The organism is Cuneatibacter sp. NSJ-177, assembly GCF_022867805.1.
Taxonomy (GTDB): Bacteria; Bacillota; Clostridia; order Lachnospirales; family Lachnospiraceae; genus Pseudolachnospira.
Window position 1 is genome coordinate 544,209 of the sequence record NZ_JALIFO010000001.1, and the last position, 26,361, is coordinate 570,569.

Sequence of the window (26,361 nt, forward strand, 5' to 3'; positions counted from 1 at the left end):
ATAACCGCCGGAAGGCTTGTGTCAGGAGGAGCAGTGATGGGGATTTGTTATATTGTCGGAGCCGGGGATTTTGGCGACGGGACAATCATTCCGGGACCGGAGGATTTGGTGATCGCCGGGGACGGCGGGTTCCGCCATCTTCGGGACCGTGGGATCCGGGTAGATTTTGCCATTGGGGATTTTGACTCTCTGGGGTACCGGCCGGGGATTCCGGAAGTTACGGTGCTAAAGTCGGAGAAGGACAATACGGATATGATGGCGGCAGTGGAGGAGGGCGTCCGGCGCGGTTACCGGGAATTTAAGATTTACGGAGGAACCGGAGGACGTGTTTCCCATACGATTGCCAATATTCAGATGATGGCAGAAATGGCCGGACAGGGACTCCAGGCGGAGCTAGTCGGCTTTGGCTGCCGGATCTGGGTGATTCAAAACGGGGAGATCCGTTTTCCCGCTGCCAGGACCGGCTACCTTTCCGTGTTCTGTCTCGGTGACGTAGCTGAGGGGGTGACGGAGGAGGGACTCAAGTATCCGCTGGAAAATTACCGGATGGTAAAGGAGAATCCGCTGGGCGTCAGCAATGAACTGATCGGGATTCCCGGCCGGGTCAGTGTGAGAAAGGGGACGCTTTTGGTGATTTGGGAGGCGAAGCAATGCTGAAGCAGCTGCTTGCCATCTGGCTTCTTGCCATGAATCTGATCGCCTTTGCCGCGATGGGATTGGACAAGCGTAAGGCGAAAAACCGCCGGTGGCGGATTCCGGAGCGGACCTTATTTTTGTTTGCCCTGCTAGGCGGAAGCTTCGGAGGGCTGGCCGGTATGACATTCTTCCATCACAAGACAAAACAGAAAAAATTCCAGATCGGGTTTCCTGTTCTTTTTCTTTTGCAGGCGGCCTTGCTGGTTTGGCTGGAAGTTTGCGGACTTCCTATATCCGGTTCTTGAAATTTCTGGGAATTACGCGTATAATAGAGGCGAACGAGTGGAAGATTTCCTTTTATATACAGAAACGGAATTTATTTCGTAAGGAGGCGTTTTTATGAAACCAAGTGTTGTACGAGCTATCTATTTTTCTCCTACTGGCACCGCCCGGTCCGGAGCGGCCGCGATTGCAAAGGCATTGGATGAAAATGCGGAGGAGATTGATGTGACGGTTGACGGAAAAATGCCGGACCGGATTTCCTTCGCCAAGGATGAATTGATTGTGTTCGGAGCGCCGGTTTATGGGGGACGTCTTTATCACGGGGTGGTGAAGCGTTTTCAACAGTTTACCGGTCATAAAACGCCCTGTATCGTGACGGTAACTTATGGGAACCGGGATTATGACGACGCGCTGCTGGAGTTAAAGGATTTGGCGGAAGCCTTGGGATTTGTTCCGGTTGCCGCCGCGGCCCTGATCGGACAGCATACATATGGACAGATTCAGGTCGGCCGTCCGAATGAACAGGACATAGAGGAGGATCAGGCTTTCGCTGAGAAAGTGAAGGCTTTGCTGAATCAGGACACTTGGAGCGGGATTCAAGTTCCGGGGAATTATCCCTATAAGGAAGGCGGCCAGGGCGGAAAATTCCGGCCGCAGACCACCGATGCCTGCATCAAGTGCGGCGTCTGCGTGCGGGAATGTCCGGAAGGGGCCATTGATCCGGAGGATCCGGCGAAGATTGACGGTGAAAAATGTATCGCCTGCTTCCGCTGCATCAAGAAATGCCCGATTGGGGCCAAGAATCCTGACACCCCGGAATATCTGGCATTTGCGGAAGGGTTTACCAAGAGACTTGCCGCAAGGAAGGAAAACCAGTATTTCCTTTTGGAAGGAAAAGCCTAAAAGGTAAAGAAGCCTGTTACCAGGATTGCGAAGCAATCATGGGGCTGGCCGGCAGCAGTAAAAGGAGCTGCCGGAGGCAAATTGACAAATCCTAAAAAGGAGGACATCTCAATGAAGTGTCCGTTTTGCAACGCAGAGGATACCAAAGTCATCGATTCCCGGCCGGCCGACAACTCGATTCGTCGGCGCCGTCAGTGCGAGGTCTGCGGCAAACGCTTTACCACTTATGAAAAAGTGGAGACGATCCCCCTGATGATCATTAAAAAAGGCGACAGAAGGGAACCCTATGATCGTGCCAAGCTGGAAGACGGCGTCATGCGTGCCTGCCATAAGCGCCCGATTTCCGTGGATACGGTCAGCGCCATGATCGATGAGATCGAAAATGAGATCATGGGAAGGGAAGAAAAAGAGATCCCCAGCAGCGAGGTGGGCGAGATTGTCATGGAGCATTTGCGCCGGTTGGACGATGTGGCGTATGTTCGTTTTGCCTCTGTCTATAAAGAATTTAAGGACGTGGACACTTTCTTGCGGGAGATCGAGAAAGTCGCGAAGAAGAAAAACTGATGTTTTATAAATTTTATCCCAAAGAGCGGCAGGAATCGGCTTACCAGATTGACTATGCGGCGTTGGCTGCAAAGGGCTACCGCGGTATTTTGTTTGACATTGACAATACGTTGGTGCCCCATGGAGCCCCGGCCACGCCGGAGGCAGCCGTCCTGTTTGAAAAGCTCCGGGGCCTTGGATTTCGCACCTGTCTGATTTCCAATAACCATGAGCCGCGGGTGAAACCGTTTGCCGAGGCGGTGAAGTCGGAGTTTTTATGCGATGCCCATAAGCCGTCCGTCCGCGGTTATGAAGCCGCCATGACGCGCATCGGCACCAGCCGGAATAATACCCTTTTTGTCGGGGATCAATTATTTACCGATATTTACGGGGCGAACCGGACCGGACTTTATACGATCCTTGTCCATCCCATCCATCCGAAAGAGGAGATCCAGATCGTGATGAAGCGGAAGTTGGAACGGATTGTTCTGCATTTCTACCAGCGGCAGGAAAAAAATAGTTGAAAAGTCATCTGTTTTATTATACAATAAGACGGATAGATTTTTAGCATAATGAATTTATGAATTTGAAATTCCAAGGAGGAAATTAACCAATGGTTTCAGCAGGTGATTTCAGAAATGGTATTACCATCGAATACGAGGGCAATATCTATCAGATCGTTGAGTTTCAGCATGTAAAGCCCGGCAAAGGCGCCGCCTTTGTCCGCACGAAGCTGAAAAATATTGTAAACGGCGGTGTGGTGGAAAAAACCTTCCGCCCCACAGAAAAATGCGAGGAAGCCCGGATCGACCGCGTGGATATGCAGTACCTGTATTCCGATGGCGATCTGTACCACTTCATGGACGTGAACACCTATGAGCAGATTGCTCTGGGTCAGGAGCAGATCGGCGATGCTTTGAAGTTCGTGAAGGAAAATGAGATGGTGAAGATCTGTTCCCACAAGGGAGCGGTATTTTCCATTGAGCCGCCCCTGTTTGTGGAATTGAAGGTGACAGATACCGAGCCTGGATTTAAGGGGGATACGGCCACCGGCGCCACCAAGCCTGCGGTAGTGGAGACCGGCGCCACCGTCTATGTTCCGCTGTTTGTGAACCAGGACGATGTGATTAAGATCGATACGAGAACCGGAGAATATCTGTCCAGAGTATAAAGCTGGAGTGGATGGGCTGCTGCAAAGTCTGGAGATTTTGCAGCGGCTTTTTCTTTGGAGGAGCGAAATAAAAAATAAAGAAAGGGATAGAATATGGAGAGAGAGAATGCGTGGCTGAAATACAGCGGGCCGGAAGAAAAAGAGCTGATGGAGCTTGGCGAGGATTACCGGAAATTTATCTCTGAGGCCAAGACGGAGCGGGAATGCGTAAAGAAAGCCGTGGAGCTGGCCGAGGCGGCCGGATACCGAAAGCTGGAGGATCTGATCGCTTCCGGGGAAAAGCTTACCGCCGGATCCCGGATTTATGCGGACTGTATGGGTAAAACCCTCGCGCTGTTCCGGATCGGCAGCGAACCCATGGAAAACGGGATGAATATCCTGGGCGCCCATATCGATTCCCCCAGGCTGGACTTAAAACAAAATCCTCTGTATGAGGACACGGAACAGGCCCTATTCGATACCCATTACTACGGCGGTGTGAAGAAATATCAGTGGGTCGCCCTCCCGATGGCTCTGCATGGGGTTGTGGCGAGAAAAGACGGATCCGTGGTGGACGTAGTGATTGGGGAAGATTCCCAGGATCCGGTGGTTGGCATCAGCGACCTGCTGATTCACCTTTCCGGCGATCAGCTGGAGAAAAAAGCCAGAGTGGTTATTGAAGGCGAAGACTTGAATGTGCTGGTGGGAAGCCGTCCGGTGAAAGAAGACGAGGCGGAGAAGAAGGAAAAGGAGCCGGTCAAAAAAGCGATTCTTGCCATTCTCAAAGAGAAATATGGGATTGAGGAAGAAGATTTTCTGTCGGCTGAGATTGAAGTGGTTCCGGCAGGGCCGGCCAGAGATTTCGGCCTGGACCGCAGCATGATCATGGGCTACGGACAGGACGACCGGATCTGCGCCTATACGTCTCTGGCAGCCATGTTGGAGACGGCGGAGTGCAAGAAGACAGCGGTCTGCCTGCTGGTGGATAAGGAAGAGATCGGGAGTGTGGGCGCTACTGGAATGCAGTCCCGGTTCTTTGAAAATACCGTGGCGGAGATCATGAGCCTGGCCGGCCAATATTCGGATCTGGGACTTCGCCGCGCCCTGGCCCGTTCCCGGATGCTTTCCTCCGATGTCAGCGCGGCCTATGATCCCAATTACTCTTCCGTATTTGAAAAGAAGAATACTGCCTACCTGGGACGTGGTCTTGTGTTTAACAAATATACTGGTTCCCGCGGAAAATCCGGCTCCAATGATGCTTCCGCCGAGTATATGGCGTTGGTCCGCCGGATCATGGACGACAATCAGGTATCCTTTCAGACGGCGGAGCTGGGAAAAGTCGATCAGGGCGGCGGAGGAACCATCGCGTACATCACGGCAAACTATGGGATGGAAGTAATCGACAGCGGTGTGGCTGTTTTGAACATGCACGCTCCTTGGGAAATCGGCAGCAAGGCGGATATCTATGAGGCAAAGAAAGGCTATGCGGCTTTTTTGAAGGACGCATAAGGGATTGCGGTACGAAACTTTGACTGGAAAGGTAAGGAAAAATCCATGCAGAATGGTTTTATCAAAGTAGCTGCGGTTACTCCGGAAATCCGGGTGGCTGATCCGGTATTCAACCGGGAGCAGATTGTGGAGCAAATGACAAAAGCGGCGGCGAAGGGAGCGAAGATTCAAGTGTTTCCGGAGCTGGTTCTTCCCAGCTATACTTGCGGCGATTTGTTTTTGCAGGACAAACTGCTTACGGAAACCGGGGAGCAGCTGAGAATCCTGGTGGATGCCAGCAGAGACGTGGACGCCCTCGTTTTTGTGGGAACGATCTGGCCGGAAAATGGGAAGCTCTACAATGTGATGGCAGCATTTAGCCGCGGGGAGCTTTTGGGCGTAATTCCCAAAATCCATCTGCCGAATTACGGGGAATTTTACGAACACCGCCACTTTACGCCTGGAAACAGACAATGCGTGGATGTGGAATTTGCGGACCTGGATGGAAATGTCTATCTGGTTCCTTTTGGAACGGACGTCCTGTTTCAGTGCGACACCCTAAAGGCCCTGGTGGTAGGGGCTGAGGTATGTGAAGATTTGTGGGCTCCGCAGCCGCCCAGCATCCATCACGCTCTGGCCGGAGCAACCGTGATCATCAACGGATCCGCCAGCAATGAGGTGGTGGGAAAGAGCGCTTACCGCCGGAGTCTGGTGGTAGGACAGTCAGCCCGCCTGATGTGCGGTTATGTCTATGCAACCAGCGGACAGGGAGAATCTACGACGGATCTGGTTTTCAGCGGACAGAATATGATCGCAGAAAACGGAACTCTCCTGGCGGAGGCGAAACGTTTTCGGAATAGCATCACATATGGAACTTTGGATGTAGAGAAACTTGCGGGGGAGCGCCGCAGAAATACTTCGTTTGGACCGATGGATCAGGAAGGCTATGAGTGGATCGATTTTTCCCTGGACCTGGAGGAGACATCCTTGCCGAAGATTTCCAAGGCCCCGTTTGTCCCGGCCCGCGGGGAGGAGCAGGCGGAGCGTTTTGAAGAGATTCTGTCTATCCAGGCCATGGGTTTGAAAAAGAGGCTGGAGCACACCCGCTGCCGTCATGCAGTGATCGGTATCTCCGGCGGTCTGGACTCTACCCTGGCGCTTTTGGTGACGGCCAGAGCCTTCGACAGCCTGGATCTTCCGCGGGATGGGATTCTGGCGATTACCATGCCCTGTTTTGGGACAACGGACCGCACCTACCAGAATGCCTGCGTCATGTCAAAGGCTGTGGGAGCCGAGCTGCGGGAGATCCCGATCAGAGACAGCGTCCGGTCCCATTTTCAGGATATTGGGCAGGAGGAAAGCGTTCATGATGTGACATATGAAAATGCACAGGCCAGAGAGCGGACCCAGGTTTTGATGGACGTGGCCAATCAGCTGGGCGGACTGGTCGTGGGAACCGGAGATCTTTCGGAATTGGCGCTGGGATGGGCCACCTATAATGGAGACCACATGTCCATGTACGGGGTAAATGCAGGCGTGCCGAAAACCCTGGTGCGCCATCTGGTGCGTTATTCGGCGGAAACCTGCGGGGATCCGGCGTTGAGGGATGCTCTGATGGATGTGCTGGACACACCGGTCAGCCCGGAGCTGTTGCCGCCGGAGGAGGGACAGATTTCCCAGAAGACTGAGGACTTGGTAGGACCTTATGAACTCCATGATTTCTTCCTTTACTATGTGCTTCGCTATGGATTTTCTCCGGAAAAAATCTATCGCCTGGCAAAAGCGGCTTTTGCCGGAGACTACGAGGATGCGGTAATCCTGAAATGGATCAAGAATTTTTACCGTCGTTTTTTCTCACAGCAGTTCAAGCGCTCCTGCCTGCCGGACGGTCCGAAGGTCGGAGCCGTGGGACTGTCGCCGCGGGGAGATTGGCGGATGCCAAGCGATGCGTGCAGCAGGATCTGGCTGGATGAAGTGGAATCTTTGCAGGAATAGGAATGCAGCCGGGTAACAATCCGGCGGCGGGAAAGGGGGGAGTGATGAAGATGAAACTTTTGGTAATTGGAGATGAGAAAAGAGCTAGAAGGTACCTTCCGGAAAATCCGATCACGGATAAGGTAAAGATGATCGTTTGTCCGCGGGACGCCACGGAAGTGGAACTTCTCAGGGCAGGCGCGGATGCAGATTTTATTTTAGCGGACGCCATCGCGCCGGTCAGCCGCAGCCTGATTGAACGGATGCCGCGGCTGAAGATGATCCACTCGGAGGGCGTGGCTTATCATGCCATTGACCTGGAGGCGGCGAGGGAAAGAGGGATTTTTGTCTGCAACTGCCGGGGCGTCAATGCGGGAGCGGTGGCGGAGCAGGCGGTTTTGCTGATGCTGGGCCTTCTTCGAAACGTAGTCCCCGGCGACCGGGCCGTCCGGGAGGGAAAACAGATTGCAGTGAAGGAGAGGGCAATGGTGGAAGGTATCCGGGAGTTGTCGGACTGCCGGGTGGGCCTGATCGGTTTTGGGGCCACCGGGCAGGCCACGGCGCGCCTCCTTTCTGCCTTTGGCTGCCGGGTGCTTTATCACAGCACTCACCGGGCTGATCCGGATACGGAAAGGAAATGCAGAGTGATGTGGGCGAGCCGGGAGAGTGTGATTTCTGAATGTGATATCGTCAGCCTGCATGTGCCGGTGACGCCGGAGACGGAAAAAATGGTGGACGCCGGGTTCCTGGAGAAGATGCGGCCAGGCGCCTACCTGATCAACACATCCCGCGGGGAGCTGATGGATCACGAGGCGCTGAGAGACGCGTTGATGAACGGGGCCGTCGCCGGGGCCGGATTGGATACGCTGTATCCGGAGCCTGTCACGGCGGACAATCCGATTGCCTCCCTTCCGGAGGATTGTCCGGGTCGAGTGCTTTTGTCCCCGCATATCGGAGGCATCACCGGCGGAACCTTCACGAGGGCCCATCAAATGGTATGGGAGAACATAGAGCGGATAGCAAAGAGGAAGAGGCCGGAGAGAATCGTAAACGGCTTGTAAAAACCGGAGGAATCAAGATGGGTGAGGAAACGAATTTTAAACAGCGGTATCTGGACGGAGAGATCGAGTTCGAGGAAATTTACCGCTATGTAAGCCGCTGGAAATACAGCGACGACAATATGCCCCTCCGGGAGGTCCTGGGAATCAACGGGGAGGAAGAGGACGTCTGGATCGAGGAGGGCGACGAGGCGCTCCAGGAAAGATTAGACGCCGTCAAAAAGCAAAGCAAACCATAACAATAAAAAAGAATTTCCTATCAAACAAAAAATCTGCGGCGTCTCAGGAGGGACGCCGCAGGTCGTTTGGATAGGGACGCGATAGGGACGCGGGCCCATATAAAACCAGCGCAGATTGGGAAATGCAGCAGACAGACGAAAGGAGCGTGGATGAAGTTTTTTCATTTGGCGGATTTGCATATTGGAAAATCCGTGCATGATATGCCTATGCTGAAAGAACAGCGCCATGTGCTTTTACAGGTGCTTTCTTTGGCGGACGAGAGGGAAGTGGACGCGGTGATTTTAGCCGGAGACCTCTATGACCGTGCCGTGCCGTCCGCCGAAGCGGTGGAGCTGTTCGACGATTTTTTGACCGGACTGGCAGAGAGGAACCTCCCGGTTTTGGCCATTGCCGGGAACCATGATTCCCCGGAGCGGATTGCCTTTGGCGGCCGGATTTTCCGGGATAAGAAAATTTATCTGGAGGGAACGTATCAGGGAAAGCTTCCGCGGGTGGAGCTTTGGGACGATCTGGGGCGGGTCAATGTCTGGCTGATGCCTTTTCTCCGTCCGGCGTCGGTGCGCCCGTATGCGCCGGAGAAGGAAATCCGGACCTATGAGGAGGCGGTGCGGACGGTTCTCTCCCGTGAGGAGATCGATCCTTCCGAGAGAAATGTCCTGGTGGCCCATCAACTGGTGATCGGGAGCGGAGAGCCGGAGCGTTCGGATTCCGAATCCATTTCCGTGGGAGGCCAGGAATCCATTCCCTATACGGTGTTCGACCGGTTTGACTATGTGGCGTTGGGACATCTCCACGGGCCTCAGGCAGCCGGGCGGGAAGCGGTTCGTTATGGCGGCTCTCCGCTCAAGTACTCGTTTTCTGAGGTACGGCAGAATAAGGGGCTGACCGTGGTGGAACTGCGGGAGAAGGGGAATCTTCACCTTACGCACCTGCCCCTGACGCCTCTCCACGAGATGCGGGAGATCAGGGGGCCGATCGATGCGCTGACGTCCCCGGAAGTGGTGGACGGGGCCCCGGCGGAGGATTACATCCGGGCCGTGCTGACCGACGATGAGGAATTGGTGGATGCGGTGGGGCGGATGCGGAGCGTTTATCCCAATCTGCTGCGTCTGGATTTTGAAAACCGGCGGACAAAGGGCGGCGGGATCTTAAAGCAGCCGTCGGCGGAGAGCCGGAAACCGCCGGAGGAATTGTTTGCAGAATTCTATGAATGGCAGCAAAATCTGCCGCTCGACGGAGAAAAACGGGAGTTGATCCGCCGTTTGTTGGAGGAGGAGTGCCGATGAAGCCGCTGCGTTTGACAATGAGTGCTTTTGGACCTTATGCCGGAGAGGCCACTTTGGACTGGACCTCTTTTGGTGAGAAGGGGTTGGTTTTGATCGCTGGGGATACCGGAGCGGGGAAAAGTACGATTTTTGACGGCTTGGTCTACGCCCTTTACGGGGTGACCAGCGGCGGGAACCGGGAACCCCGGATGCTTCGCAGCGATTTTGCGGCGGCGGATCGGGAGACGTTTGTCCGCCTTTGTTTTTTATGCCGGGAGGAAGAATATACGGTGGAGCGCAGCCCGGAGTATTGGCGGCCGAAAGCCAGAGGGACCGGGGAGACAAAAAAAGCGGCGTCAGCCAGTCTGACACTCCCGGATGGAACCGCAATTACGGCGATCCGTTCCGTAGATGAGAAAATAGAAGAGCTGCTGGGGCTTTCCAGAGAACAGTTTACCCAGATTGGTATGATCGCCCAGGGTGACTTCCGAAAGCTGCTGACCGCCGACAGTAAAGAGCGGAGCGAGATTTTAAGGAAATTGTTTGGAACCGGGAAGTATCTGAGCTTTCAGGAACGGCTGAAACAGGAGGCGTCTGAGGCTCAAAAACGTTGTGAGGAGCTGGAGAAGAGCTTGTTCCAGTACAAAAGCGGGATCTTGTGTCCGGGAGAAGGTACGCTGCAACAGGAAATCTGCGAGCGGAAAGAAGAGAAGCATCTGCACCAGGTCCCGGAGCTCCTAAAAGGGCTGGATGAGCTGGAAGCGGCGGATAAAATGGCAGAGGAGAACTGCAAGAAACAGAAAGAAATCTGCCGGGAGCAGCTTTTGGTTTTGGATAAAAGAGAAGCGGCCAGAGGCCAGATGGAGAAGAGGCGCGCAGCACTTTATGGCAGCCGGGAAGCGCTGGCAAAGGTTGAGTCAGCGGAAAAAGAAGCGGGCGAGCGGAAAAAAACGGCGGATGCAAGACTTGGGAAGGCCAGAGAAAATCAGAAAAAAGCCGTGGATTGGGAAGGGCAAAAAAAACTGTTGGAAGCATCTCTTCCCCTTTTCCGGGAAGTTCAGGAAAAGGCGGCGGAGCTTCAAAAAAGAGAGCAGGAGGCTGAGAGACTGGCTCTCGAATGGCAGGCGGGAAAAGCAAGGATCGAAGTGTGTTACCGGGCTTTGTGGGAACTAGCTGGCAGGAAACGGAAGCTGGACGAGCAGAAATTGAAAAGCGCTCTTCGCGCCTGGGAGGATGAACGGCGCAGGCAGGAGAAGCGCTATCGCCTTTTTCTCAGCCATCAGGCCGGGATTCTGGCCGAAAGCCTGCATGACGGCGAGCCCTGCCCGGTCTGCGGATCAAAAGAACATCCCGCTCCCGCCGGGAAAGGGGAGTCGGCTCCTACGGAAGAAGAAGTGGAGAATGGCCGGCAAAGAGAAGAAGCGTTGAGAAAGCAGGCGGAGGAACTGGGGCATCTCGCAGAGCAGGACCGGTACCGGGAAGAGCTTCACCGTACAAATGCGGAGCGCCTGGGGATTGCGTTGGAAAAAGAGGCGGCCGGAGAGCTTTCCGGGACGGAACAGACATGGATAAAACAAAGAGAGAAGGAAGAAGAGGCGCAGCGGTTTCGGGAAAAACGCAGGGAAGAATTAAAAGGAATCCTGGAACGGAATCGGGCTGAACTTGCGGAGAAGAAAGCACGCCTGCCTTATGCGGATCCGGTAGTTCTAAACGATCAGATTCTGGATTTGTCCCGAAAAATTTCCTCTGTGGAGCACGCTTTGCGTCTTGCCGAACAGGAAGCAGAGCAGGCGGGGACAGACTGGAAAACGGTTTCCGTCCGGAGGGAAGAAACCCAAAAGCGAGTGAAAGAAAAAGAGCGGGAGCTTCAGGAGGCCGAGACGGCCTTCCAGCAGACGGCATCATCTACTTCGGTGGAAGTCGTTCCGCCGGAGCATTTGAAGAGACAATTTTATGAGTGGGAGCAAAAGGAGAAGGTCCTATACAGCAGGCGGGAAGTGAACCGACAGGCAGCCAGAAGCATCCGGGAGACCTGGGAGAAATATGAGAATGCAAAAACCGCCTTTGCTTTGCGCCGGGAACTATCGGATACAGCCAACGGCCAGCTAAGGGGAAAACAGAGACTGACTTTTGAGAGATATCTGCAGGCAGAATACTTCGACTGGATCCTGCAGGCGGCAAACCGGAGGCTGGATCGGATGACCGGGGGTCGGTTCGCCCTCCGGCGCAGTGAGGTTCAGGCAGGGAACGCACAGTCCGGCCTGGATCTTTTGGTGCGGGATTATTATACCGGAAAGGAGCGGGATGTAAAGACGCTATCCGGCGGGGAGTCCTTTCAGGCTTCCTTGTCCCTGGCCCTGGGACTCTCAGACGTTATTCAGGAGATGTCGGGCGGGATCCGTCTGGAAACCTTGTTCATCGATGAAGGCTTTGGCTCTTTGGACCGGAACGCTCTGGAGGCCGCCCTGCGGATTCTTCAGGAATTGACGGAGGGAGAACGTCTGATTGGAGTAATCTCCCATGTGGAAAGCCTCCAGGAGCAGATCGAAAAAAAGGTCCTGGTGAAGAAAGGGAGAAGCGGGAGCGTTCTGGTTCAATCCCTTTGATATCGAAGCGCTTCCTCCGCCGTGCGGACCAGGTATTCCATCGCCTCAGCCGGATACCGGCCTACAGCGGTCTCCCCGGTCAGCATCAGGGCCGAGGCTCCGTCGAGGACTGCGTTGAAGATGTCCAGCACTTCGGCGCGGGTGGGCACGGGACGGTTCTGCATGGAATCCAGCATCTGGGTGACCACTAGGAAGGGAACGCCGGATTTTTGGCAGCAGGCGGAGGTTTCCTTCTGGGCGCGGGGAAGTTCCCAGAGCGGAAGGCAGTTGCCGAGGTCGCCGCGGGCAATCACGATCATATCGGAATCAGAAAAAAGTTCTTTGAGATGTTGGAGGCCCTCCTGGTTTTCCAGTTTGGCAAAGATCCGGACGCCGGAAGCGCCGGCATCGGCCAAGGCGCGTTTCAGTTCCAAAAGATCCGCCTGCCCGCGGACAAAAGGGAGCATGACGCCGGTGACTCCGAATTTGGAAGCTGCGGCCAGATTTTTTCTGTCGTTCTCCGTAAGGGCCGGGAGATGGATTTCGCATGCGGCCGGATTTTTTAACGCCAGGCTTTTGCGGGAGCGGAGGATGCCGCCTCGTATAACCAGGCAGGAGACGGAGGAATCACCAGTCTGAGTGACTTTAAGAAGAAGCTTGCCATCGTCCAAGAGCAGCTCTTGATCAGGGCTCAGCAGGGACGGCAGGAAGTCCGGAACCGGAATTCCGCCCGGCCCCAGGAGAACATTGGAACCTTCGATTAAGGGGAAGGGCCGGGGGATCACGCCGGTCCGCAGCTCCGGCCCTTCCAGATCGATCAGCAGTTCCCCCTGTACCCCGGCCTCTTCCTGCGCCTTATGCCAAGCGGCGAGAAGAGAAGCCTGGCCGGGAAGGGAGCCATGGGACAGATTTAAACGTAATCCGGTCATACCGGCCGCCAGCATTTTCTTTAGTGTTTCGGGGTCCTGGCAGGAAGGACCTAATGTTCCGTAATATTCCATATCAAACCTCCGCAAGGGAATTACATTCCGGGTAAATTCCACTTCAGTGTAACATATTTTGCCTGTTTTATTCCAAATAATTTCCGGAACTTTACATTTTCCAGCGGAGATTTTATAATGAGAAGGAAATACGGCCCGGCGTGCCGGCCCGTCCGGTCTTGAACCGGAAAAAAGAAGGCATAGAGGAGAAAATACAATGATTATCTGCCGGGGAAACAGTGTGTGCGGCGGCATTGCCATGGGAAAAATACATCTTTGGAAGAAGTCCCTTCCGGTTGAAGCCACGAAAGGCAGGGATCCGGAGCAGGAGTGGCGCAGGTTTCAGGAAGCCTGCCGGACTGCGGTCCGGGAACTTGTTATTTTGGAAGAAAAGGCGGCGCGGGAAGTGGGCGAGGCGGACGCATTGGTTTTCGAGGCCCATCGAATGATGGCGGAGGATCCTGGCTTTTCCGATGCGGTCAAGGAAGTTCTGCAAAAAGAAAGCGTCAACGCTGAATATGCAGCATATTTTGCCGGAGAACAGCTGGCGGAACAACTGGAGTCTCTGGAGGATTCTTACTGGAAAGCCCGCGCGGCGGATATTCGGGATGTGGCCGGCCGTGTGGTGAGGATTTTAAAAGGGGAAGACTGCCAATGCCTTCCGGAAGGCCCCTGTATCCTGCTGGCTCAGGATTTGACTCCCAGCGAGACCATCCAGATGGAGAAACGAAGTCTTCTGGGGGTGGTCACATCCGGAGGATCGGTTCATTCCCACACGGCAATTTTGGCTAGGAGCCGAAATCTTCCTGCCCTGGTGGGAGTCGAGATGGAGCTGGATGAAAATTGGGAGGGCCTTTCCGCCGCCGTGGATGGAGAACGCGGCCTTCTCTATCTGGACCCGGATCCGGAAGTGTTGGAGGAACTGGCGCTTCGTAAGGCCGAGCTCAGCCGGAAGGAAGAGGAATTGGCGGCTTGGTTCGGTAAGAAAAGCGAGACCAAAGACGGACGGCAGGTCCGGATCTGCGCCAATATCAGCGGACTGGACGATTTGGATCTGACTGTGGTTTTGGACGCGGACGGCATCGGCCTGTTCCGGAGTGAATTTCTTTATTTAGAAGCGTCTGATTGGCCGTCCGAGGAAGCTCAGTTTGCCGTATACAAGAGCGCGGCGGAACGGATGGCTGGAAAGCGCGTGATCATTCGGACTGTAGACATCGGGGCGGACAAGCAGCCAGACTATTTTTCCATGGAACCGGAGGAAAATCCTGCGCTGGGGTGCCGGGGGATCCGTTTTTCCCTGTGTCATCCGGAGATTTTCCGGACTCAGCTGCGCGCCATTTTGCGTGCCGCCGCCTATGGGAAGATTTCAATCCTGTACCCGATGATCACTTCTCCGGAGGAGCTGGGACAGGTGCTGGCGTTCACCACACAGGTGAAAAAGGAGCTGGATACGGAACATGTGCTGACGGGGGAAGTGGAGCAGGGAATTATGATCGAGACGCCGTCGGCTGTCCTTCTTGGCGACCGGCTGGCGGAGATGGTGGATTTTTTCAGCATCGGAACCAACGACCTGACCCAGTATACCTTGGCCGCCGACCGTCAGAATTCTCTGGTTCAGGATCTGGTTCCGGCCGGACTGCCCGCGGTTTTACGCATGATTCAGATGACGGCAAGGAGTGCAGCAAACCAAGGGATTTGGGTTGGGATCTGTGGTGATCTCGCCGCCGATACCGGACTGACGGAAGACTTTCTCCGGATGGGAATAGAAGAGCTCTCCGTGGCGCCTCATTCCGTTTGGAAACTGCGGAAACGGGTCGGAGAGATTTCGCTGGATCCAATCTGAAAAACAAGGAAAATGTTTCAACAATCAAAGGTAAAGGACCGCCGTCCGGCAAAGAAAATTGCCGGAAATGGCGGTCTTTTTTCGGTAGAGCGTTTTCATTTCGCCTTATCCAGCGCGCTGTTGATGGCTTGTAACAGAGCGGAAGAGGTATATTTTTGGCTGTCCGGAAATACGACGTGATCCGTACTCTGGTTTGCCAGGATCTGGTCCGCCAGATCTTCGATGGCGGGCTGCATCAGCGGATACATTGTGGTCACGCTCTCGTTGAGATTAACGAGACGGATCGCGTTGATATGATCCGCGTCTACGGTTACCTCAACGTCGACTGTCTGGCTGCCGACCGTTAAAGCGCTGGTGTAAACGCCGGGCGTGTAAGTGCCGCTGTTTGCCGGTGAATCGTCCTTGCTCGGTGAAAACATATGTACCAAAAGGAATATTAAGAGAATACCGAGTGCTACGAAGATAACCGTATAAATGATTTCCTTCAGACGAAATACCATGATCTTTGTTTTTTTACCCATGAACTTTCCTCCCCTGGGATTTTTTGTATATTCTATTCAAGCTCTGGGACAATTATGACAACGCTCACGGGAGGGAACCGGGTAGGAACCGGCAAGGATATGAAAACTGGTCTGGTTTCGGCAGAGGGCAGGCGGTGATCCTGCGGTGATGATCCTGGGCAGCCGCTCACCGAGGCGGCTCAGAATTTCATTGGAGATGGTGCCGGCCTCCAGAGCCATCTGTTCAGCGGTGAGGGTCTCTGCTCCGGAGTTTCCGATCAGGACCACTTCATCCCCCGGAGCCGCCTCAGGGACCTCGGAAACATCCAACAGAAGCTGATCCATACAAATCCGCCCGGCCACCGGAACTTTTTTTCCGCGGATCAGGGCAAGGCCCTTTCCTGAAAGGTTCCGGGGGATCCCATCTGCGTATCCGATGGAAACGGCGGCCAATGTGATTTCTTCCTCCGCTGTGTAGGCAAGGCCATATCCGGCGGACTCGCCTGGATGGAGCGGTTTCAGGCTTTCGATCCGGGATTTGAGGGAGAGAACCGGTTTGGGATGAAAGGGGGCCAACGTACGATCTTTCTGACAGCTCAGCGCCCCATAGAGGGCGATGCCGGGCCGGGCCAGGTCAAAGGAGAGGTCCGGATAATTTAAAATGCCGTAGCTGCCTGCCAGATGACAGGCTAAGGCGTTCTTTGTACGGCGGCGGATCTGCCCGGCCACTTCTTGAAATCGTTGAATTTGCAGCCGGGTGAAGCGGATATCTTTCTTTTTGGCGCTATCGGATACGCACAGATGGGAAAACAGGCCCGTTATCTTAAGGTTCGGCAGATCCCAGAGGGAAAGGATGGCGCCGAGGTTCTCGGAACGTTCCCCCAGCCGGTGCATTCCGGTGTCGATTCCAACATGGACCAAAAGCTCTTTCCCAAAACGGCTCAGCTCCCTGGCATAGGCAGCATCCACCACGGTCTGGGTCAGACGGTAGCGGAAGAGATCGGAAAATTGTTCCGGGTAGGTGTAGCCGAGGATCAAGATTTCTCCCAGGATCCCGGCCTCCCGGAGCTGAATTCCTTCTTCGGCGGAGGCAACGCAGAAGTGGGAAATCTTTTGCCGCTGGAGGGCCAGGGAGATCGGAACAGCGCCGTGGCCGTAGGCGTTGGCCTTGACTGCGGGCATCAATTTGCAGCCGCCGGGCAGGATGGCCTGCAGCTGCGCGAGGTTTTCATTCAGATGGTCTAAATTCAGCTCAATCCAGGCGCGGTTTTTGGAATACATGGATCAGGTCCTTTCTATTGAGAATCCAGAGGACCGGCAGGGCGGTCAGAGCGGAGACAGCGCTGACAGTCAAAAAGTGGATGAAGTTGTTGGTGACGAAAAAAGCGGTGGTGCCGGTTGCCTTTGCAATCCCCCTTACGACAACGATGACCAGCGGATGGATCAGATAAATCCAAAGGGACGCGTTGCGGAAACTTTTCGGGGCATGGCCGGGAACGGACCGCAAAAGTTCAAAAAGGTAGACGGAGCAGGGAATCAGGAACAGATACATGCTGTTATGGTGTTGCAGATCAAACCGGTAGGTTAAGAAACCTTCGGCCAGCATCAAGATCAAGAAGGTGAGGAGGGCGGGAACGGTTTGCCCTACCTTGGCACGGGGAGCGCGTCCGGCCTGTTTCATACCTAAATAGAGAAAAATAGGCACATAAAAAACCCCGTTTCTGGTGTATGTGCTGATAAAGAAGACGCCCCGGAAAAACATTTGAAGCGGCGGAACCATCTCGGAAAGCCCGTAATAGCTGTCTCCCAAAAGTCCGGTCAGGTAGAGGAGAAAGACGCAGATTCCGGTTCTGTGCATTCCCAGTTTTTTTACCAGAAAACAGACCAGAAGACAGCCGGTGATCAGTGCGGGTAAATACCAAAGATGATAGAACGTTCCGTCAAAGATCAGATCTTTTAGGATTGCCCAGGGGCCGGCGGGAAGACTGCCGGCGTATAGACGCACAGGAAGATAAAGCAGGATGGCCGCGCCGTATAAAAGCAGGATCCGGCGCAGATATCGGTGCAGCCGGTTGAAATTCCCTTTGCCTGGAGCACGTAAAACTTCTTTCGCATAGGGGGCCAGGATGAAATAACCGGTGGTCATCAGAAAAAAAGGTACGGCGATCCTGGCAAGGCAATAGGAAAAAAGAAAATCCGCCGTGATGTTCCACCGTGCAAAGGGCGCCGTGTGGATGGCGACGACCAGAAAAGCCGCTGCCATGCGGAATCCATCGATACCGGCAAAATTTTGTCTACTGGTCATGGCTGTTTCTCCACAAGCTGACAACCAACCCTCCGGTGTTAGTGCCTGAGACCAGGTACGGCGCGTTTTCTGGCAACTTTGCATGGGCGTAGCCGTCCTGTTCCGGCTCGATATAGAAAATCTCAATCTGCTGGCGTCCGTTGGGGAAGACCAGCGGATGTCCGTTCCTGGTTTTTTCCCGCAGGTATTCCATATATTCTTCCAAAACCATGTTTTTTTCAGTGATCAGAACGGAGTGAGGGAATCCTACGTAGCGGAAGTGCCAGGGTTCGGCGCCGATCCCGGTGACTGTCTCTTTCCCTGGGAGATAACGCTCGATATAGCCGAAAAGCGGGGCAAGCCGCCGGAATTTCTGGCAGATGCCGGAGCGGGGAAAGGCGGGGCAGACCGGGTCGATTTCCCCCTGATTTTCCGCCAGGTCCACGGCAAGCCCGGTCTGATGTTCACTGTGACCAGGCTTCGCCACATATTTTTTTGTGAACTCCAATCCGTCTTTTTCCAAGGTTTCTTCCCAAATTCTTTTCTGCTCTTCGAAGGTCCGGTAACCGCTTGCCGCCAGAATCCGGTTTCCGCTCTGAACCCGGCGGAGCAGGTGGCCAAAAAGAGCGGCTGCGGTCTGGTTCATTTGAATCTCTGAATTCCCGGCTGCCGCCAAAACCAGTTCCTCCGGTTTCGGTTCTGAGGTGAGCGGATGCTCCGGAGTGACTAAGATTAAGCTGCCGCGGCCAAGGGCCTCCGGCCCGATTTCAACAGTTCTCATGTTCTCCCCCCATTTCCAGTAGTTTTTCAACGAGTTCATGGAACGGCAGACCGGCTGCCTCCATCATTTTCGGAAAACGGCTGTGGGCGGTGAAGCCCGGAATCGTATTGATTTCGTTGAATACCAGCGACCCATCCGGCGTTAAAAACAGGTCCACTCTCGCAAAAATACGGCAGCCGAGAGCCTGGTATAATTTTTTTGCCGTCTCTTTGATTTCTTCCGCTTTCACAGGAGCGATCCGGGCGGGAACATGAATCCGCGAAGTTTGTAGGGTGTATTTCTCAGTGTAGTCGAAGAAGCCTTCGGAAAGTTCGATTTCGTCGATCTCTCCCACGGTCAGTTCGGCGTCGCCCATGACGGCGCAGCCCACTTCAAAGCCTGCAATCGCTTCTTCCAGAAGCGCCTGGGAGTCTTGGAGCAGCGCGTTTTGAACAGCAGTTTCCAGACCGTCCGGGGAAGATACTTTGGTGATGCCGAAGGAAGATCCGGAGCGGACCGGCTTTACGAAAAGCGGATAGCCAAGCTTTTCTGCTTCCCTTTGTAATTCTTCTTTTTTTTGGGGCATTTTTACGAGGAAAGAGGCGGGAACGCGGACTCCGGCGGCAGCAGCAGCCCGATGAGCCATATCCTTATCCATGCAGAGTGCGGAGCCCAGAGTGCCACAGCCGATGATCGGTATCCCGGCCAGCTCCAAAACGCCCTGCACCGTGCCGTCCTCCCCGTTTTTTCCGTGAAGAACCGGAAAGGCCGCGTCCAGGGAGAGCGTGCGGATTTTTTCATCTTCCCATACAATCAGGCCGTGGAGCGTGCGGTCCGGCGAGAGACAGCAGGGTCGGCAGCAGGATTCCGTCTGCCAGGTATCGGAGAGCAGCCGGTCCAGCTCACCGGTGAAGAGGAACCAACGGCCCTCCCTGGTGATTCCCACCGGGACCGGTTCATATTTGGCAGGGTCAATTTGATTGAGTACTGCGTGGGCGGATTGAAGAGAGACATCATATTCGGAAGAACGCCCGCCGAATAGAACGGCGATTTTTCTGCGTGCCTTTTGGGCCTGGGGAGCGTTCGTCTGTAGATTCATGGGATTTTCCTCCTTGGGATTTTCATTTCATAGCAGAGCGTTTTTTATTTCCCAGGTGTCTTTGAGGAAACAAAAACACACCCTTGTTTCCTCTTTATTGTAGGAGACATGGGTGTGAACTGTTTTAATACTCCGTGTTGATTTTCCTAAGAAAAGGTTAAGGGAAGATTGTTGTTTTCTTTTCGCTGCGGCTGGCGGAAAACACTTCACAGATCAGCGCAGCGGCAGCGAAACCCGGAAGGCGGTCAGTTCATTTTCACTCTCTGCTGTGATCGTACCGCCGTGTAACGTGATGATTTCTTTGGCGATGGAAAGTCCCAGGCCAGCACCTCCGGTATTTGTGGTTCGGGCGTCGTCCAGACGGAAAAACTTTTCAAAAAGTGAGTCCAGTTTTTGCTGCGGAATGGTTTTTCCTTTGTTGCAGAAGGAGATTACGGCCTGCTCGCCGATGCTCTTGGCCCAGACCTCGACCGGCGTTCCCGGATAGCTGTAGGCGACCGCATTTTTCAAAATATTGTTGAACACCCGTGCTAACTTTTCCGAATCGCCGTAAAGCATCAGGTTTTCTTCCACATGAAGTTCCGCCGTGTTGCCGTGGGCGTTTAGGATCGGATAGAACTCGTCGGTCATCTGAATCAGCATGTAGGAAAGGTCGATGGTTTCTTTTTCCAGAAGAATTTGCTGTAGGTTGTACCGGGTGATCTCAAAAAATTCGTTGATCAGCTTTTCCAGACGGATGGCCTTGTCCAAGGTAATGTGAACGTACTTTGCCTTTTGTTCCGGAGGCATATCCGGGGCCTCGTCCAGAAGGCTCAGATAGCCGATGATGGAAGTCAGCGGCGTCTTCAAATCGTGGGCAAGATAGGTGATCAGATCATTTTTCCTGCTGTTTTCTTCCCGCATCACCTGCTCGTGGCGCTGCATTTCTGTTTTTAGCTGTACCATCTGATTGGCAACCTCGGCATAGCCGGCGGGAAAGATTTCTGCGGAATCAATGTCATGGTCCATATAGGAATGGATCATGGAACTGGTTCGTGAGATGGTGTGGCGGACCTGTTTGCGGGCGTGAAGCCGGCTAATCAGATACACCAGGAGAATCAGAAAAATCGTACCGGCGAAAAAGATATCTTTCAGGAAAGTCTTTAAATAGGACCAGCGTATTTCCTGGACCAGCATTAATTTACCCGTGTTGGGATCGGTCTGATCATAGGTGGCGACAAAGGTGTGGGTAAACCAATCGACAAACACACCGTTCCAGGCATTGTCCACAAAAATATAGATGAAATAGCAAAAGACAATTCCGCACAGACAGAGAAAGGTCAGGCGGACGGCCGACTTTACACTAGTTTTCAATTTTATACCCACACCCCCAGACCGTCTTGATGTACTTGGGATCCTCAAAAGAATCCTCCATCTTTTCTCTTAGATGCCGGATATGGACGGTAATCGTGTTGTTGTTTTTGTTGAAATATTCGTCTCCCCATATTTGATGAAAGAGCTCTTCCGCGCTGACGACGCTCCCTTTTTGCTGGCAGAGTATCCGAAGGATAGAGAATTCGGTGGGGGTCAGGGCCAGCGGCTTTTCATCCAAGGTGCACTCATGGGTTTTTATATTCAAGGTCAAGCCGGATACGGTCAGGACATCTTCTTCCGGTTCGGCGCTGATGTTGTATCGTTTGTACCGGCGGAGCTGGGCTTTTACCCGCGCCACCAGCTCCAACGGCCGGAAGGGTTTCGTGATGTAATCGTCCGCGCCCAGGGTCAGACCGGTGATCTTGTCGATCTCCTCCCCTTTGGCGGTCAGCATAATGACCGGGTAAGTGTATTTCTCCCGGATCTTCCGGCAAAGCTGAAACCCGTTGACCTCCGGGAGCATGATATCAAGAATCGCCATATCCAGCTTCTCGTTCTCAATACATTCTAGAGCCTCACGGGCAGTATAAAACACATAAACCGTAAAGTTTTCATTTTTCAAGTACAGGGCAACCAGATCAGCGATTTCCGGTTCATCGTCAACGATCAGTATTTTTTCGCTCATTGGGTGAGCCTCCTTGGTTTTCTGAATTCAGGACATCGGCGCGCGGAGCCTGCGGCGGCTCCGGACGATTCTATCGTATCAAAAATCGGTTTCATTATTTTAACCTTTTTACTCAAAAATCATTAAGATTTTCCTAATAATTCCCTTTTCCTGTTTGCTATGCTAAGAAAATGGCGGATATGCGATGAAACAAAAGGACATTCCCTTTCAGGTAGAGCGCTTTACAAATGAGAGGAAGTTTTTTACGGCAGGCCGGGGGTAGTCCTCGGCTTTCCACATCATATAAAGGGGCCGTTTGACCACGAGACGTTCCAGAGGGAGCAGAGCTACGTGAAACTGCTGCAGCTCTGAAATTTTGGGGATCAAAGCGATTCCGAGCCCGGAGGATACGGCGCTGGCAATCATCTTTTCCGTTTCCACTTCCAAGAATCCGGCGGGCGCTACCTGATGGCTGCGCAGCAGCTTGTCGATGAAATGGCGGGTGCCGCAATTATAATTATAAGTGACAAGGGTCTCTTTTTTTATGTCCTCCAGGCGGAAACAGGTTTGTCCGGCATATGTGCTTTCCTTGGAGACGATCAAAAAGAGTTCCTCGTCGAAGATATGAAAATAGTTGATGTCGGGACTTTCGATTTTGGCTCCAAAGGCAATGTCCAGCGCATCTTTCTTTAAATCTTCAATGGCTTTTTTCGTAGCCAGCATCTCGGAAAACAAGAAACGGATTGCCGTGCCGCCTTTTTCTTTTTGGAAGGAGCGGATGATGTTTGGAATGTAGTCATGGCTCATATTTGCGGTAAAAGAGATCCTTAACAGGTCCGCGTAAGGAGCTAAAAACTGCTGCTGTTCCTGCTTCATCTGTTCCAGCTCTCCCAGGATTTTTTTCGTATGCTTTAAAAAAGAGAGGCCGAATTCCGTGATCTCAATGTTTCTTCCCTTGCGGGAAAAGAGTGAAAGAGAGAGCTCTTTCTCCAGATCCGCGATTGAATGACTTAAGCAGGATTGGGTTGTGGAAAGTTCTTCGGCTGCTTTCGTATAGTTTTTCAGACGGGCAATCGCCTCAAAATAGTAGAGCTGCTGCAGGTTCAATCGATGACTCCTTCCGGCAATTTTATCAGATGTAAGATAACCAAAAATTTGCTTCGCGCACATTATATCACAGGAAAGCCGGAAAGTCTAACAACCTCTTGTGTGACTCCGGCAGCGGTATGGTAGATACGGTTCGAAGAATGAGGATTTCTCATAGTAGGATGAGAAAAGCACAGTGGTTTCTGGGAGTGAATGCTGTTAGAATATACGCATAAAAGGAACGGAAATGAAAGGAGAAAAGATGAAAAGATACTACTCTTTGGCACAACATACGGTGCCGCAATGGAGACCGCCGGAAATGATTTATAATGCTTATCAGCTTGGATATGATATGGTGAGTATTCGTGCAATTGCACAGGGCGTGGCCGGTGAAATGTTTTATGATCTGGGCCATGATCCACACTTGTTTTCCCTGACGAAACAGGCGATGGAGGAGACCGGGATTCCAATTCATGATATTGATCTGATTGCTATCCGGGACAATACGGAGATCTCAGCCTACGAGGCGGATCTGGAGGCGGCCGCGCGGCTGAATATAAAAGGAGTCGTGTGCAGCGTCTGGACGCCGGATACCGGTGTTTATACGGAAAAATTTGGAAGACTCTGCGATTTGGCGGCCGCCTATCATCTCACGGTAAATCTGGAGTTTGTGACTTGGGCGGAAGTGGCCGGATTAAAGGAGGCAAGAGCGCTTTTGACGGCGGTAAACCGGGACAATGCCAGAATCCTGGTGGATACGCTTCATTGGCACCGGTCGCAGGTGACTCTTGCGGATTTGCAGGAATGTCCAATGCAGTGGTTTGATTTCATCCATGTGTGCGATATTGGGCCGGAGCTGCCGGACACGAAAGAAGAGCTGGCAAGAACCGGACGCCAGGAACGCCTGTATGCCGGGGAAGGGGCTGCCCCGATCCGGAGCGTGGTAAGCCATATCAGAGAGGATGCAGTGATCGCGCTGGAAATTCCGAACAAACAGAGGCTGGATGAACTGGGCGCCTACGAATATGCCAGGCGATGTCTGGAGACGGCAAAAAGCTACTTTGCCGGGACCTGAGGAGGTGAGAAGATGAAAAGAATGAATCGTTTTGAAGGAAAAACAGTGGTTTTGACCGGCGGCGGGGATATGGGGCTTGCGGCGGCGGAACGTTTCCTGGAGGAGGGGGCCAATCTGGTGCTGGCCGACTATTCCAGGGAAGTTTTAGATTTCTGCGCCGCAGCGCTGAGACATAAAGGGGCGGAGCTTTCCCGGATGCGGACCGTGCTCTGCGATGTCCGGAGGATCGAGGACTGCCGCCGGGTGGCTGAACTGGCAAAGGAAGAGTTTGACCGGGTGGATGTGCTGGTGACCACGGCGGGGATTTTGAAACACAGCCCGGTGGAAGAGATGGCGGAAGAAGATTGGCAGAATGTCTTAGATATCAATTTGACGGGAACTTTTCACTGTGTAAAAGCCATGGTGCCTGTGATGAAGACACAGCGATACGGGAGAATCGTTTTGATTTCGTCCTTAGGCGGAAGAAAGGGCCGCCCCGGCGTGGCCGTCAATTACGCGGCCTCGAAGGCAGGGGTCGTAGGGCTGACGATGGCTTTGGCGGAGGAATTGGGCGCTTGGAACATTACAGTGAACAGCATTGCGCCGGGGCCGCTTCGGGGGAAAATGGCAGAGTCTCAGTCCCCTGAGACCAGGGCCCGTCTCAATGCCGGGATTCCCCTGGGGCGGATCGGAGAAGTCTGCGAGATTGCCAATGCCATTGCTTTTTTGGCCAGTGATGAATCCGCCTGGACAACGGGGGAAGTGCTGGACATCAACGGGGGCCTTCAATATTAGGAGGAACGCAGATGAAAATTTTAAAATGGCTGGATCGGAATTTGGAAGAAAAGTTGATGATGGTTTTATTGATGGCAATGGTGCTGATCATGGGAATCCAGGTGGTTTGCCGGTATGTATTCAACAATTCACTGTCCTGGACCGAGGAAATTACGCGGTTCCTCTTTGTCTGGACCACGTTTTTAAGTATCGGCTACTGTACGGAAAAACAAATTTCTCTTCGCATCGAACAGTTGGTAGGAATTCTGCCTGTAAAGTTACAGGCGGTGATAAAGGTTCTGGTCCTGCTGATTTCTATGGCGTTTTTTGCCTACATGATACCAAAGGCCTGGGATTACACCTGGTCGGCGATTGACAGCGGACAGAAAAGTTCGGCCACCCATATCAGTATGGCCTGGGTACAGGGGGCGACGGTGGTCGGGTTTGTTTTCGGACTGGTGCGATCGGCGGAAGAATTGATCCGAACAATAACAGCGATCAAAAAATCCCAGGATCTAAAAAGATAGGAGGTAACGAATATGCCGCCCATTGTATTGTTTCTCGTATTTTTTGCGCTGTTGCTGCTGGCGCTTCCCATATCCATGTCCATGGCCATAACCGCCGCTCTGCCGGGGGTTTTAGATTCTGGATTTTCAGCGGGAAGCGCTGTGATTCTTCGGTCTATGATCAGTGGCGTGAACAGTTTTCCGATGCTGGCCATTCCCATGTTCATGCTCTCCGGCGTCATCATGGCAAGAGGAGAAATCTCAAAAAAACTGTTTGATGTCTTTACCTATTTTGCCGGAAAATTGACGGCGGGCGTTCCCTGTATCGTAATTGTCACCTGTCTTTTTTACGGCGCGATCTCCGGTTCTTCCCCGGCTACGGTGGCGGCGGTCGGAAGTATGACGATACCGGTTATGCTGAATCTGGGTTATGAAAAAGGATTCACCGTCTCTGTCATTGCCGTCGCCGGAGGGCTGGGCTGCATTATCCCGCCCAGCATCCCCTTTGTCCTGTACTGTTCCGCAGCGGGCACCTCGGTCAGCGATTTGTTTCTGGCGGGAATTGTGCCGGGCTTTGTGATTGCCGGATGCCTGATGGTTTACTGCGTATATTATTGCCGGAAAAATGGGGAGGACAAAGATCGGATCTATGCGGCGGTGGAAGGGCTGAGAAAAAAAGGGTTTTGGAAGGTGTTTCGGGAAAGCTTTTGGGCCCTTTTGACACCGGTGATCATTCTTGGGAGTATTTATGGAGGGATCGCCTCTCCGACAGAGGCAGCCACCATCTCCGTGTTTTATGCACTGTTTGTAGGCGTATTTCTCTATCGGACGATCCCGGTTCGGGATATCCCGAAACTTTTTATGGAAGCGCTTCGCTCCATCGGGCCGATTCTGTTTGTTTTAGCGGCGGCCACTGCATTTGGGCGCGTGATCGCGCTGATGAATGTTCCTCAGATTTTCAGCGGCTGGATTACACAGACCTTCCACAGCAAATGGGTGATCGTCCTGATTATTAATCTGTTCTTGCTCCTGGTTGGGATGGTGATGGATGCGGCTCCCGCAATTTTAATTTTGACGCCGATCTTTGTCCCGATTATGGAGGCAATCGGAGTGGACCTGGTCCATTTCGGCATCATTTTGGTGGTGAACCTAGCGGTGGGCTTTGTCACTCCGCCGGTGGGAATCAATCTCTTTGTGGCCAGCGGTTTGACCGGGATGTCCGTGGTGGAAATCGCAAAGCATGCGATCCCCTTTCTCGTCTTATTCCTGATTGCCTTGATCCTGATTGTGATTTTCCCTCAATTAAGCCTGTGTTTGCTTTGAAAAGGAGAAAT

Annotated in this window: 26 protein-coding genes; 17 read left to right on the forward strand and 9 right to left on the reverse strand. The window is 53.3% G+C overall.

Annotated features, from left to right (window positions below; genetic code table 11):
* Nucleotides 1–36: 36 nt before the first annotated feature.
* The 12 genes from MUB23_RS02415 to MUB23_RS02470 all read left to right on the forward strand — a co-directional run bounded on the left by MUB23_RS02415 (nt 37) and on the right by MUB23_RS02470 (nt 12,145).
* Complete coding sequence (locus MUB23_RS02415; protein ID WP_244798592.1) at nt 37–657, forward strand: thiamine diphosphokinase; 621 nt, start codon at nt 37–39, stop codon at nt 655–657.
* A complete protein-coding gene (locus tag MUB23_RS02420; RefSeq protein ID WP_244798593.1) occupies nt 651–941 on the forward strand; it encodes a DUF1294 domain-containing protein in 291 nt (96 codons plus the stop codon). Before MUB23_RS02415 ends, MUB23_RS02420 begins: the two co-directional genes overlap by 7 nt.
* 94 nt (nt 942–1,035) lie before the next feature.
* The gene (locus MUB23_RS02425; RefSeq protein ID WP_244798594.1) at nt 1,036–1,821 is read left to right on the forward strand and encodes a 4Fe-4S binding protein; all 786 of its coding nucleotides are present in this window, start codon (nt 1,036–1,038) and stop codon (nt 1,819–1,821) included.
* A 111-nt stretch (nt 1,822–1,932) separates the two neighbouring features.
* On the forward strand, nt 1,933–2,385 hold the full coding sequence (gene nrdR, locus MUB23_RS02430) for a transcriptional regulator NrdR (RefSeq protein WP_244798595.1): 453 nt from the start codon (nt 1,933–1,935) through the stop codon (nt 2,383–2,385).
* Entirely contained in the window at nt 2,385–2,888 is a 504-nt protein-coding gene (locus tag MUB23_RS02435) for a YqeG family HAD IIIA-type phosphatase (protein ID WP_244798596.1), read from the forward strand. The genes nrdR and MUB23_RS02435 overlap by 1 nt, the downstream gene beginning before the upstream one ends.
* An 89-nt stretch (nt 2,889–2,977) precedes the next feature.
* The gene (gene efp / locus MUB23_RS02440; RefSeq protein WP_244798597.1) at nt 2,978–3,535 is read left to right on the forward strand and encodes an elongation factor P; all 558 of its coding nucleotides are present in this window, start codon (nt 2,978–2,980) and stop codon (nt 3,533–3,535) included.
* Between the two features lie 93 nt (nt 3,536–3,628).
* A complete protein-coding gene (locus MUB23_RS02445) occupies nt 3,629–5,023 on the forward strand; it encodes an aminopeptidase (RefSeq protein WP_244798598.1) in 1,395 nt (464 codons plus the stop codon).
* 45 nt (nt 5,024–5,068) lie between these two features.
* Nucleotides 5,069–6,997, forward strand: coding sequence for an NAD(+) synthase (locus MUB23_RS02450; RefSeq protein ID WP_244798599.1), 1,929 nt, complete (start codon nt 5,069–5,071; stop codon nt 6,995–6,997).
* Nucleotides 6,998–7,041: 44 nt separating this feature from the next.
* Nucleotides 7,042–8,037 (forward strand): 2-hydroxyacid dehydrogenase, encoded by a 996-nt coding sequence (locus MUB23_RS02455; RefSeq protein ID WP_244798600.1) that lies wholly within the window; start codon nt 7,042–7,044, stop codon nt 8,035–8,037.
* Nucleotides 8,038–8,054: 17 nt separating this feature from the next.
* Nucleotides 8,055–8,273: a hypothetical protein gene (locus MUB23_RS02460; RefSeq protein ID WP_244798601.1), complete on the forward strand. Its 219-nt coding sequence runs from the start codon at nt 8,055–8,057 to the stop codon at nt 8,271–8,273.
* Nucleotides 8,274–8,423: 150 nt separating this feature from the next.
* Nucleotides 8,424–9,560 (forward strand): exonuclease SbcCD subunit D, encoded by a 1,137-nt coding sequence (locus tag MUB23_RS02465; protein ID WP_244798602.1) that lies wholly within the window; start codon nt 8,424–8,426, stop codon nt 9,558–9,560.
* Complete coding sequence (locus MUB23_RS02470; protein ID WP_244798603.1) at nt 9,557–12,145, forward strand: AAA family ATPase; 2,589 nt, start codon at nt 9,557–9,559, stop codon at nt 12,143–12,145. The genes MUB23_RS02465 and MUB23_RS02470 overlap by 4 nt, the downstream gene beginning before the upstream one ends.
* Here the strand turns inward: MUB23_RS02470 and MUB23_RS02475 are convergent.
* Nucleotides 12,133–13,125 (reverse strand): pyruvate kinase, encoded by a 993-nt coding sequence (locus tag MUB23_RS02475; RefSeq protein ID WP_244798604.1) that lies wholly within the window; start codon nt 13,123–13,125, stop codon nt 12,133–12,135. The genes MUB23_RS02470 and MUB23_RS02475 overlap by 13 nt on opposite strands.
* A 196-nt stretch (nt 13,126–13,321) precedes the next feature.
* Here MUB23_RS02475 and ptsP point away from each other — a divergent pair, with 196 nt between their 5' ends.
* Nucleotides 13,322–14,947, forward strand: a complete 1,626-nt coding sequence (ptsP, locus tag MUB23_RS02480) for a phosphoenolpyruvate--protein phosphotransferase (RefSeq protein WP_244798605.1) — start codon at nt 13,322–13,324, stop codon at nt 14,945–14,947.
* Between the two features lie 95 nt (nt 14,948–15,042).
* Here the strand turns inward: ptsP and MUB23_RS02485 are convergent, their stop codons facing one another.
* The 8 genes from MUB23_RS02485 to MUB23_RS02520 all read right to left on the reverse strand — a co-directional run bounded on the left by MUB23_RS02485 (nt 15,043) and on the right by MUB23_RS02520 (nt 22,714).
* Complete coding sequence (locus MUB23_RS02485) at nt 15,043–15,468, reverse strand: hypothetical protein (protein WP_244798606.1); 426 nt, start codon at nt 15,466–15,468, stop codon at nt 15,043–15,045.
* A gap of 36 nt (nt 15,469–15,504) precedes the next feature.
* Nucleotides 15,505–16,728, reverse strand: a complete 1,224-nt coding sequence (vanT, locus tag MUB23_RS02490) for a serine racemase VanT catalytic subunit (RefSeq protein ID WP_244798607.1) — start codon at nt 16,726–16,728, stop codon at nt 15,505–15,507.
* Nucleotides 16,700–17,752 (reverse strand): acyltransferase family protein, encoded by a 1,053-nt coding sequence (locus MUB23_RS02495; protein ID WP_244798608.1) that lies wholly within the window; start codon nt 17,750–17,752, stop codon nt 16,700–16,702. Before MUB23_RS02495 ends, vanT begins: the two co-directional genes overlap by 29 nt.
* On the reverse strand, nt 17,742–18,512 hold the full coding sequence (locus MUB23_RS02500) for a D-alanyl-D-alanine carboxypeptidase family protein (RefSeq protein ID WP_244798609.1): 771 nt from the start codon (nt 18,510–18,512) through the stop codon (nt 17,742–17,744). Before MUB23_RS02500 ends, MUB23_RS02495 begins: the two co-directional genes overlap by 11 nt.
* Nucleotides 18,499–19,590, reverse strand: a complete 1,092-nt coding sequence (gene vanG, locus MUB23_RS02505; RefSeq protein WP_244798610.1) for a D-alanine--D-serine ligase VanG — start codon at nt 19,588–19,590, stop codon at nt 18,499–18,501. Before vanG ends, MUB23_RS02500 begins: the two co-directional genes overlap by 14 nt.
* 213 nt (nt 19,591–19,803) lie before the next feature.
* The gene (locus MUB23_RS02510; protein WP_244798611.1) at nt 19,804–20,943 is read right to left on the reverse strand and encodes a sensor histidine kinase; all 1,140 of its coding nucleotides are present in this window, start codon (nt 20,941–20,943) and stop codon (nt 19,804–19,806) included.
* On the reverse strand, nt 20,933–21,628 hold the full coding sequence (gene vanR / locus MUB23_RS02515; RefSeq protein ID WP_244798612.1) for a VanR-ABDEGLN family response regulator transcription factor: 696 nt from the start codon (nt 21,626–21,628) through the stop codon (nt 20,933–20,935). Before vanR ends, MUB23_RS02510 begins: the two co-directional genes overlap by 11 nt.
* A 207-nt stretch (nt 21,629–21,835) precedes the next feature.
* Nucleotides 21,836–22,714, reverse strand: a complete 879-nt coding sequence (locus tag MUB23_RS02520) for a LysR family transcriptional regulator (RefSeq protein WP_244798613.1) — start codon at nt 22,712–22,714, stop codon at nt 21,836–21,838.
* A 241-nt stretch (nt 22,715–22,955) separates the two neighbouring features.
* Here MUB23_RS02520 and MUB23_RS02525 point away from each other — a divergent pair, with 241 nt between their 5' ends.
* Genes MUB23_RS02525 through MUB23_RS02540 form a run of 4 tightly spaced genes read left to right on the forward strand, consistent with a single transcriptional unit; the run spans nt 22,956 to nt 26,350 of the window.
* The gene (locus tag MUB23_RS02525; protein WP_244798614.1) at nt 22,956–23,768 is read left to right on the forward strand and encodes a sugar phosphate isomerase/epimerase family protein; all 813 of its coding nucleotides are present in this window, start codon (nt 22,956–22,958) and stop codon (nt 23,766–23,768) included.
* 12 nt (nt 23,769–23,780) lie between these two features.
* Nucleotides 23,781–24,542: an SDR family NAD(P)-dependent oxidoreductase gene (locus MUB23_RS02530; RefSeq protein WP_244798615.1), complete on the forward strand. Its 762-nt coding sequence runs from the start codon at nt 23,781–23,783 to the stop codon at nt 24,540–24,542.
* A gap of 11 nt (nt 24,543–24,553) precedes the next feature.
* Nucleotides 24,554–25,048, forward strand: a complete 495-nt coding sequence (locus MUB23_RS02535; RefSeq protein WP_244798616.1) for a TRAP transporter small permease — start codon at nt 24,554–24,556, stop codon at nt 25,046–25,048.
* Nucleotides 25,049–25,060: 12 nt separating this feature from the next.
* Complete coding sequence (locus MUB23_RS02540) at nt 25,061–26,350, forward strand: TRAP transporter large permease (protein ID WP_244798617.1); 1,290 nt, start codon at nt 25,061–25,063, stop codon at nt 26,348–26,350.
* The last annotated feature ends 11 nt before the right edge of the window (nt 26,351–26,361 follow it).